The sequence below is a fragment of the Arthrobacter sp. PAMC 25486 genome (assembly GCF_000785535.1).
Classification (GTDB): Bacteria; Actinomycetota; Actinomycetes; order Actinomycetales; family Micrococcaceae; genus Specibacter.
In genome coordinates this window covers 2,102,708-2,118,927 of the sequence record NZ_CP007595.1, presented here as the reverse complement: position 1 = coordinate 2,118,927, position 16,220 = coordinate 2,102,708, and the positions used below count along the sequence as shown (strand labels likewise).

Annotated in this window: 10 protein-coding genes; 9 read left to right on the top strand and 1 reads right to left on the bottom strand. The window is 63.9% G+C overall.

What is annotated here, in order from left to right; all coding sequences use genetic code 11:
• The first annotated feature begins 221 nt into the window (after window positions 1-221).
• Window positions 222-2,015: a heavy metal translocating P-type ATPase gene (locus art_RS09700; protein ID WP_253901589.1), complete on the top strand. Its 1,794-nt coding sequence runs from the start codon at window positions 222-224 to the stop codon at window positions 2,013-2,015.
• A 148-nt stretch (window positions 2,016-2,163) separates the two neighbouring features.
• Window positions 2,164-3,678, top strand: coding sequence for an IMP dehydrogenase (guaB, locus tag art_RS09695; RefSeq protein WP_038464517.1), 1,515 nt, complete (start codon window positions 2,164-2,166; stop codon window positions 3,676-3,678).
• Between the two features lie 873 nt (window positions 3,679-4,551).
• Here the strand turns inward: guaB and art_RS09690 are convergent.
• Window positions 4,552-5,169, bottom strand: coding sequence for a hypothetical protein (locus art_RS09690; protein ID WP_052136205.1), 618 nt, complete (start codon window positions 5,167-5,169; stop codon window positions 4,552-4,554).
• 263 nt (window positions 5,170-5,432) lie between these two features.
• On the opposite strand from art_RS09690, the gene art_RS09685 reads away from it, so the two are divergent.
• The 7 genes from art_RS09685 to art_RS09655 all read left to right on the top strand — a co-directional run bounded on the left by art_RS09685 (window position 5,433) and on the right by art_RS09655 (window position 16,216).
• Complete coding sequence (locus tag art_RS09685; protein WP_052136203.1) at window positions 5,433-6,527, top strand: BtrH N-terminal domain-containing protein; 1,095 nt, start codon at window positions 5,433-5,435, stop codon at window positions 6,525-6,527.
• A 46-nt stretch (window positions 6,528-6,573) separates the two neighbouring features.
• Window positions 6,574-7,698 carry a GuaB3 family IMP dehydrogenase-related protein gene (locus art_RS09680; RefSeq protein ID WP_038464514.1) on the top strand — a complete coding sequence of 375 codons (1,125 nt, stop codon included), beginning with the start codon at window positions 6,574-6,576 and terminating at the stop codon, window positions 7,696-7,698.
• Between the two features lie 180 nt (window positions 7,699-7,878).
• Entirely contained in the window at window positions 7,879-8,370 is a 492-nt protein-coding gene (locus tag art_RS09675) for a PTS sugar transporter subunit IIA (protein WP_038464511.1), read from the top strand.
• Window positions 8,371-8,472: 102 nt separating this feature from the next.
• Entirely contained in the window at window positions 8,473-9,321 is an 849-nt protein-coding gene (locus tag art_RS09670) for an SURF1 family protein (RefSeq protein WP_038464508.1), read from the top strand.
• A gap of 186 nt (window positions 9,322-9,507) precedes the next feature.
• A complete protein-coding gene (locus art_RS09665; RefSeq protein ID WP_253901588.1) occupies window positions 9,508-9,927 on the top strand; it encodes a DUF3817 domain-containing protein in 420 nt (139 codons plus the stop codon).
• A gap of 398 nt (window positions 9,928-10,325) precedes the next feature.
• Complete coding sequence (gene guaA, locus art_RS09660) at window positions 10,326-11,915, top strand: glutamine-hydrolyzing GMP synthase (protein ID WP_038464503.1); 1,590 nt, start codon at window positions 10,326-10,328, stop codon at window positions 11,913-11,915.
• Window positions 11,916-12,028: 113 nt separating this feature from the next.
• Window positions 12,029-16,216, top strand: a complete 4,188-nt coding sequence (locus tag art_RS09655) for an ATP-binding protein (RefSeq protein ID WP_038464500.1) — start codon at window positions 12,029-12,031, stop codon at window positions 16,214-16,216.
• The last annotated feature ends 4 nt before the right edge of the window (window positions 16,217-16,220 follow it).

Sequence of the window (16,220 nt, the reverse complement as noted above, 5' to 3'; positions counted from 1 at the left end):
CACCGATATCCCGGTGTCAGAAAGTGGGATCGGTGTCATTCTTCGTTGAACTTGGTGAAACCGCTGACTCGCGCGAGACTATGGGCATGAACGATTCTGTGCGTCAGACATCGCAGGCAATGAAGCCTGGCACCCCGGAAGTGCAGCAGCCACCAGCCGCAACCGGCAAAATTGCAGGGTTCATCCGCCGCTACCCCCTCGTGGCGTTGACCGTTCTCGTTATGGTTATCACCGGCATTCTCGCACTGACCGGATTGGGCGTGCAGGCTCAGTGGGTGGCGAGCCTATACGCCGTCGGAATTGCCTTGTACCAAGGCGTTGGCATGGTCAAGGACATCCTGCGCGGGCACTGGGGCACTGACATTCTGGCCGTCACCGCCATCATCAGCACCGTGGCTGTCGGCGAGTATTTTGCGTCGCTCATCATTGTCATGATGCTCTCCGGCGGCGAGGCCCTGGAGGATTATGCAGCCGGGCGTGCCCAGCGAGAGCTGCAGGGCCTGCTCAGCCGTGCGCCCGGCATCGCCCACCGTGAGCGGCTCGATGGCGTTGTTGAAGACATTCCCACGTCCGACGTCGAACTTGACGATGTCCTGATCGTCAAGCCCGCGGAGGTCGTCCCGGTAGACGGGATGCTCCTGTCAAAAACAGCGTCTTTCGACGAGGCAGCCCTCACAGGTGAGAGCCTGCCCGTTGACCGGGTTGCCGGCGACGCCGTCATCAGCGGCACCGTCAACGGCTCGGCTGCCGTCCGAATGCGGGTCACTGCGCGCGAAGAGGACTCGCAGTACAGCCGCATTATCGTCTTGGTTCAGGAAGCTGCGGACAGCAAGGCTCCCATGGTTCGGCTGGCAGACCGCTACGCAGTTCCCTTCACGATTTTCGCGCTGGCACTGGCCGGTGTCGCCTGGTTTGTCACCAAGGATCCAACACGCTTTGCCGAAGTCTTGGTGGTGGCTACCCCGTGCCCGCTGCTGATCGCCGCGCCCGTGGCCTTCCTTGGCGGCATGAGCCGGGCAGCAAAAAACGGCATCATCATCAAAAATGGTGGCACCCTGGAAATGCTGGCCACCGTCAAAACAGCCGCTTTTGACAAGACCGGAACCCTGACCGGTGGTCGGCCAACGCTGGAAGAAGTCCGGACAGCAGGCACCGTCTCAGCGGATGAGCTTCTCGCGTTGTCCGCATCTGCCGAACAGTATTCCTCCCACGTGCTGGCGTCCGCCGTCATCGCTGAAGCAGAAGCGAGGGGGCTCACGCTGCACCCGTCGGATGACGCCGTGGAGCATGCCACCAACGGTGTTGTGGCAACATGCGCGGGCCGGACGGTGGTTGTGGGCAAGCCCGCCTTTGTTGCAGAACATTCAACAGGCCTGGTGGCGGCCGGGCTGTCCGGCGGCCAGCTGGCTGTGTACGTCGGCATCGATGGTGTCTTCGCGGGGTCACTGATCATGAGCGACCCCATCCGACCCAACGCGGCCGCCACCATCACGGAACTTCACGCCCTGGGTCTGCATAACACCATCATTCTTACCGGCGACGCGCAGTCGACGGCCGACCACGTTGCCCGGCAGGCAGGCATCACGGGCGTCAAGGCAGGCCTGCTCCCTGAGGACAAGGTCCGGATCGTAAACTCTCTCCCTGAGCGCCCCGTCCTGATGGTGGGCGACGGCATCAATGACGCGCCAGTCCTGGCCGCGGCCGACGTCGGAATTGCCATGGGTGCCAAGGGCTCCACCGCGGCCAGCGAGTCCGCGGACGTGGTCATCATGCTTGATGACATCGCCAAGGTTTCCCAGGCTGTTGAGACGGGCCGGCGCACCATGAAAATTGCCATTGAGAGCATCTGGATCGGCATCGTGCTGAGCGTGGGGCTCATGATCCTGGCCGCGTTCGGCTTCATACCCGCGGTTGCCGGTGCCCTGGCGCAGGAGCTGGTTGACCTGGCCACCATCCTCAATGCCCTGCGGGCCCTGCTGCCGGGGCGGAACACGGGGCGGAAAATCAGGGTTTAACTGGCCCGGGTGTGACCAACCACTCGGGAATAGGGCATCAGCGGCTTTCGTTTTAGACTGTAAGCAACGCACAGGCCAGCTTCGTAATCACGGAACAGGCCATCGGATGCACACCCCAAAATGGTTCTACCCCCGCCAAGGAGCCTTCGTGTCCCAGCCTGAAATTCATGATCCCTTCGCCTTTGTTGGCCTGACCTACGACGATGTGTTGCTTCTTCCCGGACACACCAACGTCATCCCGTCCGAGGCTGACACGAGCTCGCGCGTGTCCAAGCGCATCACCGTGCAGACTCCGCTGCTCTCCGCAGCCATGGACACCGTGACGGAATCCCGCATGGCAATTGCCATGGCCCGCCAGGGCGGATTGGGTGTTGTCCACCGCAACCTGTCCATCGAGCGCCAAGCCGAGGAAGTGGATCTGGTCAAGCGCAGCGAGTCCGGCATGATCACGAACCCGGTCACAGTTGGCCCGGACGCCACCCTGGCAGACCTTGATGAGTTGTGCGCCCGCTTCCGCGTCTCCGGCTTGCCGGTCGTTGATGAAGACGGCCGCCTCCTGGGCATCGTCACCAACCGCGACACCGTCTTCATCCCGGAAAGCGAATACTCCCAGCGCCTGGTCCGCGACGTCATGACGCACATGCCGCTGATCACCGGCCGCGTCGGCATCAGCCGCGAAGACGCCTCCATGCTGCTGGGCAAGAACAAGATTGAAAAGCTCCCGCTCGTTGACGACGCCGGCATCCTCCGTGGCCTCATCACCGTGAAGGACTTCTCCAAGGCCGAGCAGTACCCCCTGGCCACGAAGGATTCCGAAGGGCGCCTGATGGTTGGTGCAGCTATCGGCTTCTTCGGCGACGGTTTCGAACGGGCCATGACGCTGGTTGACGCCGGCGTTGACGCATTGTTTGTGGACACCGCCAACGGCCACAGCCAGGGCGTGTTGGAAATGATTCAGCGGCTCAAGAACGAAAAGGCCGCGGCGCACGTTGACGTCATCGGCGGCCAGGCTGCCACCCGCGAAGGCGCACAGGCCCTGATCGACGCCGGTGCCGACGGCATCAAGGTCGGCGTCGGACCGGGCTCCATCTGTACCACCCGCGTCGTTGCCGGCGTCGGTGTCCCGCAGATCACCGCCATCTACGAATCCGCCAAGGCTGCCATCCCGGCCGGCGTCCCGCTGATCGCCGACGGCGGCCTGCAGTACTCCGGCGACATCGGCAAGGCACTGGTTGCCGGCGCCGACACCGTCATGATCGGCTCACTCCTGGCCGGCACCGAGGAGTCCCCTGGCGAGACCGTGTTCGTCAACGGCAAGCAGTTCAAGGCCTACCGCGGCATGGGTTCGCTCGGAGCCATGCAGTCCCGCGGAAAGAACACCTCCTATTCCAAGGACCGCTACTTCCAGGCCGATGTCACCGGAGACGAGAAGCTGATCCCGGAAGGCATCGAGGGCCGTGTGGCCTACCGCGGCCCGCTGGCCTCCGTGGCCTACCAGCTGGTCGGCGGCCTGCGCCAGACCATGTTCTACGTGGGCTCGCCCAACATCGCCGAGCTCAAGGCCCGCGGCAAGTTCGTGCGCATCACCCCGGCCGGACTGAAGGAATCCCACCCGCATGACATCACCATGACGGTGGAAGCCCCGAACTACCTGAACAAGTAACGCTTTCCTGAAGTACGACGGCGGCCGGCCCCTTTCGCATGAAAGGGGCCGGCCGCCGGTCTGCTTTAAGAGTCGGGGCTGGCCAGGATTCGCGCAGTGGATCGGGCCAAAACTTCGAAGAATGCCCTCACCTTCGCTATTTTCAGAGTGGCTATCCATGTCGCTGCCGTGATGTAGGGGTGTTGTTTGGCCACGGTTGGCGGGCTCGTTGCCTGGTGGGGTTACCCTGATGTCGTCAAGGTGTGTGTGTGTGTGGCAGGGGTGCGTTGTGGTCATTCGCTGCCGTTGTGGACACCCCTGGTGGTTGCGGGGGTAGCTATTACCATTCGCGCACGGTACACCGGGGGCGAATGACCACGACTACCCCCGCACCCCAAAAGAACCCCGCCTGATTGTTTTCTGGTCCGGATCCCGCGCCACTTGGGCGAGTGGAACCATGCCGGACCCGCGCAATCACGGCAGCGACATGGACAGCCACAATTTTCAGTTCCAATGGGTCGGCACACGTGCTGTGTGTTTTTTCGTTGAGCAGGGCCGGCGGGACCGGCTACGGGCGTAATTCGACTGCCACGCGTTCCGTTCCGCCACAGTTTTGCCAAGCGCACCATCAAGTACGGTCTGGAGCCGAGACGTGCATGCTTGCAACCGTACGATTTGCGGCTCCTGACCCGCTTCGAGGAAAGGAATATGCCAGTACGGTGGCCCCAATCCGCGTAGCGGGACGAAACTGAGTTTGCAACTGCAGCTGGTGCGATTCCCCGGCGCGCACTGAGTTTGCAACTGCAGCTGGTGCGAGAAAATCACGGTGTTCATCGCCTCGGCTGCAGTTTCAAACGGGCAAGGGCAGCCCAAACACGCCGAAGGCGCCAGCGCTTACGCGTCCAGGGCGGCCTTGAACCGGCCCATGGCTTCGGCGGCCGGGTAGTTTTCCTCAACGAACTCGGATTCCGTGCCGGAACGCAGTACCCAGTCCCCGGATTCCACAGCGGTCAGCTGAGCCACAACGGCTTCGGCGTCAACGCGCAGGCGCCGCACAACGGCCGTAGCGGGCAGGCCCTCGGCGGCACCGGTAAGGTATTCGTTGCACAGGTGCAGGGCCAGTTCGAGCATGGCGGCACCGGATTCGATGGGCTGGATCTCGTGCACGCCGTAGGGGCTGATGCTGAGCAATACGGCGCCCACATTGGAGCCAACGGCAAAGAGCACATGTTCGCTGGTGGGTGTGGTCAGCTTGATTTCAAGCCATTCTTGGGCCTGGGACAGCACGGTTCCAACCACGGCGCACTTGTCCACTGGGACGATCTTTTCGCCCTGCGGGGAGGCCAGTCCGCGCACCATCAGCGTTGTCAGTCCTGCGTTGTGCAGCAGTTCGTTGTCGCCGTGCTGGTCGAGGCGGAGCAGGCCCAGGGTCACCGCGGCCGATTCCGTGGGGGTCATCGACAACAAAGTCAGCAGCTCGTGGTCAGTCATGCGCAGTTCTGTGTCAGTCATGCGCTAAGCCTATCGGCCGAGGGCCCCCGGCCACGCGAAGCGGGGGCCGGGGAGGGCGGTAGGCGCTATCGGCCGAGGGCCCCCGGCCACGCGAAGCGGGGGCCGGGGAGGGCGGTAGGCGCTATCGGCCGAGGGCCCCCGGCCACGCGAAGCGGGGGCCGGGGAGGGCGGTAGGCGCTATCGGCCGGGGAGGGCGGTAGGCGCTATCGGCCGAGGGGACCGCCCGTGGCCGGTAGTGAACCCCGCCCGGCTAGAATCAACGCATGCTATCCGCCTATGACCACTCCACCGAATATTCGCACTGGGATTCCGGCCTGTGGACCCGTGTCCTGTCCGCCTCTGGGGTGCGCAGCCCGTTCACCGGCGGCCCTTTCACGGAGGCGATGTTGGCGGGCTTGGCCGGCGGCATCGGCTTCATGATCTTTACCTTTGAATATAAGGACACCACCACGGCGTCGGCCGTCACGCGGTTCCATCCCGGCCCCTACACGGAAAACCTCCTGCATCGCAGCGGGGCCGCCGTCAACATCCAGCAGACCGGCAGCGCCAAGCTCGCCCAATCCCGACTGGACGCCGCGCTGGAAACGGGAGTGCCCGCCGTCGTGCGGGTTGTGCGCGGGGAACTGCCCTGGGTTGCCAAGGACCCGCTGGCCGACATGGACTCGGTGGACGTTGTGGTGGTGGCCCGCGATGGTGCGGATTACCTGATGGACGACGGCGGTAGGCGGCTTGAGCGGATCACCGCACCCGCGCTGGCGCAAGCGCGCAACTCCCGCAAGGCCGACAAACACTGGCAGGGGCACGTGGTGGTCCGCGGCGGGGCGGTCCAGGAGGCTGACGCACTGACCCTCGACGTTGTGCGCCAGTCGATGGGGGAGACTGCGGCGGAACTGCTCTCGCAGCAGGCGCCGCCCGGGGTGCCGCCGGGTTACGCGAAAAACTTTGGCATCCTCGGCATGGCGACGTGGGTGCAGCGGCTCACCGACTCGTCCTCAAAGCGCGGGTGGATGCGGATCTTTGGCGACCCCAACCGCTCCGCTGCGGGCATGGACATGCTGCACGGGCTGCTCGCCGGAAAACGCTACAGCGGCCCCGGCGCCCTGCGGCCGTTGTATGCGCAATTCCTGGCGGAGGTGGCGACGGCCGGGGAGGAGGTGTCCGGCGTCGAACGTGCCGGGCTGGTGGAGCTGGCCGCACAATACAAGGCTTTGGGGGAGCACTGGGATGCGCTCACGGAGCTTGTCGGGGCGCCGGGGGAGCCGGACTTTGCCGCTATGGCATCCCGGGTTGAGGCGATAACGGTGCTGGAGGATGCTGCGGCCAAGTCGCTTCAGGCGGCGGCCGGCAGCGACTCGTAGCGCCCACTTTCTTGGGCGGGGCCCTGCCTGCGATAGGCTAGGGGGCGTGACTTATGAGATTGAGATTGGCCGTGGAAAGCGTGGACGCCGCGCATATTCGTTGGATGAGATTGCGATTGTGCCCTCGAGGCGCACCCGCGACCCCCAGGACGTGTCAGTGAAATGGCAGATCGACGCCTACCAGTTTGATATTCCCGTCCTCGGTGCGCCGATGGACTCCGTCATGTCCCCGGAGACCGCCATTGCCCTCGGCAAGCTCGGCGGCCTGGGCGTGCTTGACCTGGAGGGCCTGTGGACCCGCTACGAGGATCCGCAGCCGCTGCTGGATGAAATCGCACTGCTGCAGGCCTCCGTGGTGGACCCCGAGACCACCGTGCGCCTCCAACAGATCTACAGCGAGCCCATCAAGGCGGAACTGATCACCGCCCGCCTGGCCGAGATCCGTGCCGCCGGTGTGACAGTGGCAGGGTCGCTGACACCGCAGCGTACGCAGGAGTTTTACAAGACGGTTATTGCCGCCGGGGTTGACATCTTTGTCATCCGCGGCACCACCGTTTCGGCGGAGCACGTCTCCAAATCCACCGAACCCTTGAACCTCAAGCAGTTCATTTACGAACTTGACGTCCCCGTCATCGTGGGCGGCGCGGCCGGCTACACCCCCGCCCTGCACCTGATGCGCACCGGCGCGGCAGGGGTGCTGGTCGGTTTCGGCGGCGGCGCCTCCACCACCACGAGCCGGGCACTGGGCATCCGTTCACCCATGGCCAGTGCCATCTCGGACGTGGCAGCAGCCCGCCGCGACTACATGGACGAGTCCGGCGGACGTTACGTCCACGTCATTGCCGACGGCGGCATGGGCTCCAGCGGCGACATCGTCAAGGCGATCGCCATGGGCGCCGACGCCGTCATGCTCGGCGCCGCACTGTCACGCGCGGCCGAGGCTCCCGGACAGGGCTGGCACTGGGGTGCCGAGGCGCACCACCAGGAGCTGCCGCGCGGACACCGCGTGCACATGGGTACCGTTGGCACGCTGGATGAGGTGCTGTACGGCCCCGCCCACCAGGCCGATGGCGCCTCGAACCTGATCGGTGCGCTGCGCCGTTCCATGGCCACCACCGGTTATTCCGACCTGAAGGAATTCCAGCGCGTAGAGGTCATCGTCGCACCGTAGTTTTTGTAGCTTTCGCCAAGGCGCCCGTCCCCCGCGGATTGGGCGCCTTGGCGTTTAATGCGAGGCAGTTGCTCGGGGCGTCGGGACAGCGGCCGGCGGTGCTGCAGTCAGGGCCTTGCGAGCAACGGTGCGGCTAGACTGGGTGCGGGAACATCCCTTGGACGCAGGCGAAAGGTACCAATGACATCGGGCTCGCTGGAACGCTATGAAACAGAATTGACCAATCCGGGCCTCGTGATCCTGGAAATGGTGGCCGAATCCAAGGAGGATGCCGCGGCCCAACTGGCCGCCAAGCTGTTTGAACAGGGCCGTATTTCCGACCTGGCAGGCTTCCTTGCGGACGTCAATGCCCGCGAACACCAGATGGCAACGGGCCTCCCCGGCGGCATCGGCCTGCCCCACGCGAGAAGCGCCCACGTCAACGAAATCTCCATCGCCGTCGGCATCACCAAGTTCGACCACAGCTTGGACTTCGGAGCCGTAGACGGCCCCGCCACCGTCATTTTGCTCATCGCCACCCCCGCGAGTTCGTTCTCCGCCCACCTGGAAGTGCTGGCCACGCTGGCCCGCTCACTGTTCAAGGAAAACTTCCGCGAATCCCTGCGTCGCGCCCACGACGCCGAGGTCATCGCCGAATTGATCAACTCAACCCTGGTGTTTTTCGACCACTAATCCACACCCGCCGGCCATTGCGGGCACTTGCTCTTCGCTGTGTGATGGGTGCCGGGAAAGCTGCATTCGTTGTTCTACATGGTTACGAAGTACCGTTGAAGTGTGTTAAAAACTGCCGTCAAGCCCAAATGGATAGCCGCACTGGTGTTTGCGCTGGCCGTCGCCGCCGTCCTTGTCCTCCTCAGCCAGTGGCAGCTTTCCCGATCGTTGGAGAAAGATGTTGCCCCGCCATCGGTGACTGAAAAAGTACAGCCGTTGCTGGACACCATGGACCCAGGCGAAGCCATGATGGGAAATGTCGAGGGCCAGCTGGTCGCCGCGAGTGGCCACTTTGACACCACAAAACAAGTTTTGGTCTCGTCCCGTTTGCAGGATGGGAAGACCGGCTACTGGGTTGTCACGGCGTTCGTTGTTGATGATGCGCCTGCCCTGGACGGGGTTGCGGCCACCAAGGAAGTGGTCATTCCGGTGGCCCGCGGCTGGGTTTCCGGTGCAGGGAGCCCGCCTGCAGCACCGGCTGGAACCATCGCCCTGGAAGGCCGGCTGCTGAACTCCGAAGGGCCCGTCGTTTCGCCCAATCTTCCTGCCGGACAGATTTCGGCGCTCTCCTCGGCTGAGCTGACAAATACCTGGTCCGTGACCACCTACGCCGCCTTCATCGTCTCTCACAGTGAGCTGCTTGACGGGCAGGAAGTGGGTGCTGCCGTCTCCGGCGGGGCGCTGACGCCGATCACCGTGACCGCCACCGACCAAAACGATAAAATCAATTGGCTGAACATTTTCTATGCCATTGAATGGGTGGTATTCGCCGGCTTCGCACTGTTCCTTTGGTGGCGTTTGGTGGCCGATGACTACCGCCGCGAGCAGGACGAGCTTTTTGACATCGACAACGATGGATTGGATGACCAGCACGACGGCGACGAGCCTGCCGCCGCGCATCATCCCGCCTAACGCTTCACCCAGCTGATGCATTGCGCCAGTTGATGCCCGTGCAAAGTGACATACAGAAACAGATTGAGGAGAGTCGGCACAGTGACCGAGTCCAAGAACACCGAATCAAGCCCAGCGCCGGGCGGCACCGCCGCGCAGTCCGCCAAGGCTGCCCCGAAACGCCGCTTTGGCGGAACACCGGCACAGATCCTTTCAGCCCTGACGTTCTACAAGTACACGGCCTACGCCACAGGCGTCATGTTGCTGTTGCTGGTTGTTGAACTGATCTTCCGCTACGGCTTCCAAAGCGTGCTGGTGGCGGGCGGAACCGACACCGCGGGCGCTGCCCACGGCTTCGGGCTGGTCAACATCGACGGCGGCGTCATGCCCATTACGGGCGGTGTGAACCTCTCGACCACGGTGCTGATTATCCATGGCTGGATGTACGTGGTGTACCTGATCGGCGACTTCCGCCTCTGGACGCTCATGCGCTGGCCCTTCAGCCGGCTGGTGCTGATTGCCTTGGGCGGCGTGGTCCCCTTCCTGTCCTTCATCGTTGAGGCCAAGGTGCACAAGGAAGTCCTCGCGGAAGTGGCAGCCAACCCGAAGGCCGGCAAGCGGTACTAAGCCGGTCCGCCCCCGCCCCTCCCAATAAACGCTCCTGCACATCCGGGGCACTATTTCCCAACGCTCCTGCAGCTTTAGGGCACTTTTTCCAAACGCTCCTGCAGCTTTAGGGCACTTTTTCCAAACGCTCCTGCAGCTTTAGGGCACTTTTTCCAAACGCTCCTGCACATGCGGGAGCGTTTGGCATTAACCCCGATATCTGCGCGAGCTTTGTGACGAGGAGCCCCTTATCTGCGGGAGCGTTTGGCGTTAGGGCCCCTTATCTGCGCGAGCGTTGGGTGGTGTGACGATGGGGTCCTACATCCGAACGGGAGGGCGCGAAAGGGAATTGTGAGGTGCTCGTCACTCAAACCGCGGGTGCGCAGCAACGGGGCGCCGGCGTGGGTTAAGATTGGTGGGTGACTACTCCCGCTAAGGCCCAGACTTCCCAGAAGCCCGTCCTGGTTGTGGATTACGGTGCCCAGTACGCCCAGTTGATTGCGCGCCGTGTGCGTGAGGCCAATGTGTACTCGGAAATCGTGCCGCATACCTATACAACTGCGCAGTTGCTGGCCAAAAACCCAGCTGCCATCATCCTCTCCGGTGGACCCTCAAGTGTCTACGCAGAGGGTGCACCCAACGTTGGTGCAGACCTGTTTGAAGCCGGTATTCCGGTCCTGGGCATCTGCTATGGCTTCCAAGCCATGGCCGCAGCCCTGGGCGGAACCGTCGCCGAGACAGGCCAGCGCGAATACGGTGCCACCGATGTGAATCTGGTCGGCGAAGGCCGCTCCATTTTGGCATCAACCCCCGCAAACCAGACCACCTGGATGAGCCATGGTGACAGCGTGCAGCAGGCCCCTGAGGGCTTCGATGTGCTGGCATCCTCGGCAGGTGCACCCGTTGCAGCTTTCGCCAACGAGGAAAAGTGTCTCTTCGGTGTCCAGTGGCACCCAGAGGTCAAGCACTCCGAATTCGGCCAGACCGTGTTGGAGAACTTCCTGTTCAACGGTGCCAAGCTGGAAAAGAACTGGACCGCTACGTCCATCCTGGACGAGCAGGTTGAGCTCATCCGCAACCAGATCGGCAATGCCCGCGTCCTCTGCGGCCTCTCCGGCGGTGTTGACTCCGCCGTGGCAGCTGCCCTGGTGCAGCGCGCCGTGGGCGACCAGCTCACCTGCGTGTTCGTCAACCACGGCCTGCTGCGCGAAGGCGAAGCCGAACAGGTTGAACTCGACTTCGTGGCTTCCACCGGAGCGAATCTGTACGTTGCCAACGAGCAGGACCGTTTCCTGAACGCACTGGCCGGTGTCTCCGACCCCGAAACCAAGCGCAAGATCATTGGCCGCGAATTCATCCGCGCCTTCGAGGAAGCCGAGCGCGCCATCATGGCCGAAGCCGCTTCCGAAGGCGAAGAGATCAAGTTCCTGGTCCAGGGCACCCTGTACCCCGACGTTGTTGAATCCGGCGGTGGTGAAGGCGCAGCCAACATCAAGAGCCACCACAACGTTGGCGGTCTGCCCGAGGACCTGCGCTTCGAGCTCGTTGAGCCGTTGCGTGCGTTGTTCAAGGACGAGGTCCGTGCTGTTGGCGCCGAGCTTGGCCTGCCGGCCGAGATCGTTGGACGACAGCCGTTCCCCGGCCCCGGCCTGGGTATCCGCATCGTCGGTGAAATCACCGGCGAACGCCTGGAACTGCTCCGCAAGGCTGACTCCATCGCCCGCGCCGAGCTCACCGCAGCCGGCCTGGACAACGAAGTGTGGCAGATGCCTGTTGTGCTGCTGGCAGATGTCCGCAGCGTTGGTGTCATGGGCGACGGCCGCACCTACGGCCACCCGATCGTGCTGCGCCCGGTATCCTCCGAGGACGCCATGACCGCCGACTGGTCACGCCTGCCGTATGACCTGCTGGCAAAGATCTCCAACCGCATCACCAATGAAGTCGAAGGTGTCAACCGAGTGGTCCTGGACGTCACGTCCAAGCCGCCGGGAACCATCGAATGGGAGTAATCCCGCGCTAAGTGCACCGGGGGACGCCTTAAGCCTGTGAATTCAGGCTTAATTTGGCGTCCTCCAGTGTGCCGAGCAGGCATAAACAGGCTGGGAGCGATAGCCTAAATTGCATGTCAGTATGGTCAAGACCGTTTCGCTTAAGTGCAGAGAAGAAGGCACCCGTGTCCGAAGTTGCAGGTCCCAAGGAGAGCTCATTGGAGCTCCAAGCCTGGCTTGCTGGATTGGATTCCTATTCCGGTGCGGACACCGCGCTGGCCTTTGTGAAAACTGAACACGGCAGCATCGATCTCAGCCACGCACACCCGTCGGGCCTGGCCCAGCTGCTCGCAGGGCGCAAGACCCGACTCTCCACGTTGATTCGTGAACCCGAGCACTATACGGCGGCAAAGAAGGCCGCCGCAGCGCTGCGGGCAAAAATCTTTGAACTGAGCACCGACCGCGGCATCGACGCCGGCTACCTTGGTGCCGGCATGGCCCGCTGGTCAGCTGTGGTGGGCGAAAACGGCGGTGACGTCTGTGCGCCCGTGCTGCTGGCCGCCGTCGCACTTACCGTCCGCCCCGGCCAGGATGACTACGAGCTCCAGCTGATGGAGCAGGCCCAGGTGAACCCGGCGCTGGTCAAGCACCTGGCCGAGCACTCAAACATTCACCTTGATGCCGCATCCCTGGGCCGTCTGGCCTATAGCACTGCCCGCTTTGACCCGGCCCCCGTCCTTGAACGGGTGCGCACATTGCTCGCCCCCATGTTTGGTGCCACTGTTGACCACGAGCTGGTCGTTTCCAGTTTCGCCTTCCTGGCTGACCACCTGAACGATCCAACCCTGCTCGCAGGAAGCGAGCTGTTGGAGCAGTTGCGGGAGCACAGCGAAGACGACGTCCTGCCGGTGGAGCTGGAACCCGACTTCGGTCGTTTTGCCGCCCTGGACGATCGGCATCCGGCCGAGGAAATTCTTGTCCGCGACGCCGATCCGCAGCAACAGTATGTGCTGGATCTGATCCGCAGCGGTGAATCCGTGCTGGTGTCCACCCCTCCCGGAACTGGCCAAACCCAAACCGCCATCAACGCGATTGCCCAGCTGGTCCATGACGGCAAGAACGTCCTGGTGGTTGGTGAGCGGCGGGGGACGCTCAACGAGCTGGCCCAGATTTTCACCGACCATGATCTTGACTCCCTGCTCCTGCAGCTCAGCGCCCACACGGGACCGCAGCAGATCAAGTCACAGCTGGTCCGTGCCATCACCCGTAACGAGAAGGCCACCGAGCCCAAGCTTGCGACCCTGCATGAGACACTGGTCGACCACCGCCACCAGCTCGTCGACCATGTGTCCAGCCTGCACAACGTCCGCGAACGCTGGGGTTGCTCGCCGTACCAGGCCATGCAGTCGCTGGCTGAACTGACCTCGATCCACCCGGCACCCTCCACCACAGTGCGCCTCAAGCGCAGCGTCCTGGACAACATTCGCGACCGCAAGGAACTGACTGACCGGCTGAAGCGGGCTGCCAAGCTCGGCGCCTTCAGCCAGGTCGCCGTCAGCAGTGCCTGGCACGGCGCCCGCATGGTGACGCGCAAGGAAACCGAAGCAGCGTTTGCGCTGGCCGAAGAGTTGTATGTGAAGGTGCCCGGCTTTGCCGAAAAGATGGGCGAAGTGGCTGAATTTGGCCAGATCCGCCAGGGCGTCTCCTTTGCCCAATGGGGCGCCCAGCTGGACATGCTCGTGGCCATTCGGGAGAGCCTGGACAAGTTCAACGCCGACGTTTTTGACTGGCCTACGGATGAAATGATTGCCGCCACGGCCACCACTGCCTGGCGTCGTGAGCGGAGCATTGAGATGCCCGCGCTGCAGCGCGCCCGTTTCCGGCGCAACGCCAAGGACCTGGTCCGGCCCGGTGTGCACATCACCGACCTGCACGCCTCCTTGGTGCTTGTCAGCGAGCAGAGCGCCCAGTGGGCCAAGGCCGCCACGAGCAAGCGCCACCCCACCGTCCCCTCCGGCCTGGCCGACTTGAGCCGGAGCTACCAGGATTTGTGCAAGAAATTGCTGTCACTGGGTACCGTACTGGAACGGACAGTTGACGGCGGAGACCTGCTGAACTTCAACGCCGGGGAACTGATTGGCCGGCTCGAGGCACTGGTCGCCTCAAAGGAATCCCTGGAGCACCTGCCCGAGCGAACGCTGCTGTGGGAAGGCATGCAGGAGCAGGGCCTGGGCGAGCTGCTCGATGACCTGGCCCGCCGCGAAGTGCCGTCCGAGCAGGCGGGCGCCGAGTTGGAGCTTGCCTGGTGGCAGTCCGCCCTGGAAGCCATGATCAGCGGCGACGAGTACCTTGCCATGTCCGACGGCGACAACCTGCGCCGCTTGGAAGCCGAGTTCCGCTTGGCGGACCAGGCACACGTTGCTTCCGGACCCGGGCGGATCCGCTGGGGTTTGGCACAAGACTGGACACGGATTTTGGCTGCCCCGCACCGCCAGGGCGAGATGCTGCGCAACGTCCTGAAGGACGGACGAGTGTCCATGGCCGCGCTGGTCGCCCAGACACCGGACCTGCTGCGCAACCTGGCACCGGTGTTTGTGCTGAGCCCGCTCGCTGTGCCGTCGGCGCTTCCTGAGGGGTACCGTTTCGACGCCGTCGTCATTTTGGATGCGGAATCAACGTCCCTGCAGTCCGCACTGCCGTCACTGGCCCGTGCCGACCAGGTCGTGGCCTTTGGCGATGAACAAACCGCCTGCCCCAAGAGTTTCTCCGTCGCCGTAGGTGCACCCGGGGAAGCCGGCGCCGGTTCGCACCCGCTTGAAAGCGTATTTGGTGCCCTGTCCCGGATCCTGCCGCGCCACCGGCTGACGGTTTCCTACCGCGCCGTGGATGAGGACCTGGTCCGCCAGCTCAGCAGCGGCTTCTACGACTCACAGCTGGAACGCCTCCCCGACGGACGGGCCCTGAGCGGCCTGGAGCGTTCGCTGACCGTTGACTACCTGCCCGACGGCAAGGGCCTGCCCGGCGCCGGTGACGGTGGTGTGGAATCCGTCGTCGCCGAGGTCAACAAGGTGGTGGACCTGGTCTTTGAACACGCCCGGGTCCGCCCGCGCGAATCACTGGCCGTCATCACCGCCAGCGACCGCCACGCAGTGCGGGTGGCCCAGGCCATCCGCCTGCAAATGGCGAACCATCCGCTGCTCGCGGAGTTCTTTGCCAGCGGCCCGGAATCGTTCCGTGTTGTCACGGTTGACCGCGCCGCCGGCCTGGTGCGCGACAGGGTCATCTTCTCCCTGGGCTACGGACGCACCCCGCACGGGCGCGCCCTGCACGGCTTTGGTCCATTGTCCGAACCGGATGGCCGCTCCAAATTTGCCCTGGCCATGACCCGGGCACGGACACACATCCACATCCTGACGTGTTTCCGTCCGGAAGACCTGGATGAAAACCGGCTCAGCCACGGTGCCGTTGACTTCTTCGAGCTGCTGGACCGTGAATTGTCCGGCAATTCCCTGCTGGGCAGCCCCGCCACCCGGGCGCTGGACAGTGAACGTGAAACCGGCGAGGACCCGCTGGTTGCCGACCTGGCCGACAGGCTCAGTGCCCGCGGCGCCCGCGTGTGGCACCACTATGACGGCGCCCTCGACTTGGCGGCCGCCCCGAATCCGATCTCCCTGCTGGGCCGGGAAGAGCACGAAATTCCCGTCCCCGTGGCCGTTGAATCCGACGGCACTGCCAAGTACCAGGGCATGAGCGTGCGCGAACGCAGCCGCCTTCGCCCGCAAATGCTCGAACGACTCGGCTGGCGTTACGTCCCGCTGTGGACCATTGAAGTCTTCACCGACCCCTCCAGCTGCGCCGACCAAATTAGCCGCTATCTGGGTGTGGTTCCCGCGGCCGGCGACGGAGAGTTCGATTCCTTGATGGGCAAGCCCCTCGACGAATCAATGACAGCCGTCATTGGCTCGCCCCGCGCACGACGCCGGAACGCGGCTCCTGCTGCCCCGCCGGCCCGCGCCGTGGAAGAGGCAGCCAACGACACCACCGGTGCCGCCGCGGACAGTGCCCCGGCCGTGGTGACAACAAGCGAAGAAGTAAACGCAAGCGAGGAAAGTGAGGCTCCCGTGAGCGCTCAGGAAAAGTCCAAGGACGCTGCGGCAACAGAGCAGCCAGGGCAGCCAGAGGGGGCAGCAGCACCCGCAAACGATGCTGCGGTGCTGCCCAAGGTTGCCCCGCACGACGCCGACCATACGTGGGGCGACACCCCTTCCGGCCGCGGCCATGATGAGTGGTTGCGCGAGAACAAACCCCCGCACTGGGGCTAAGAAC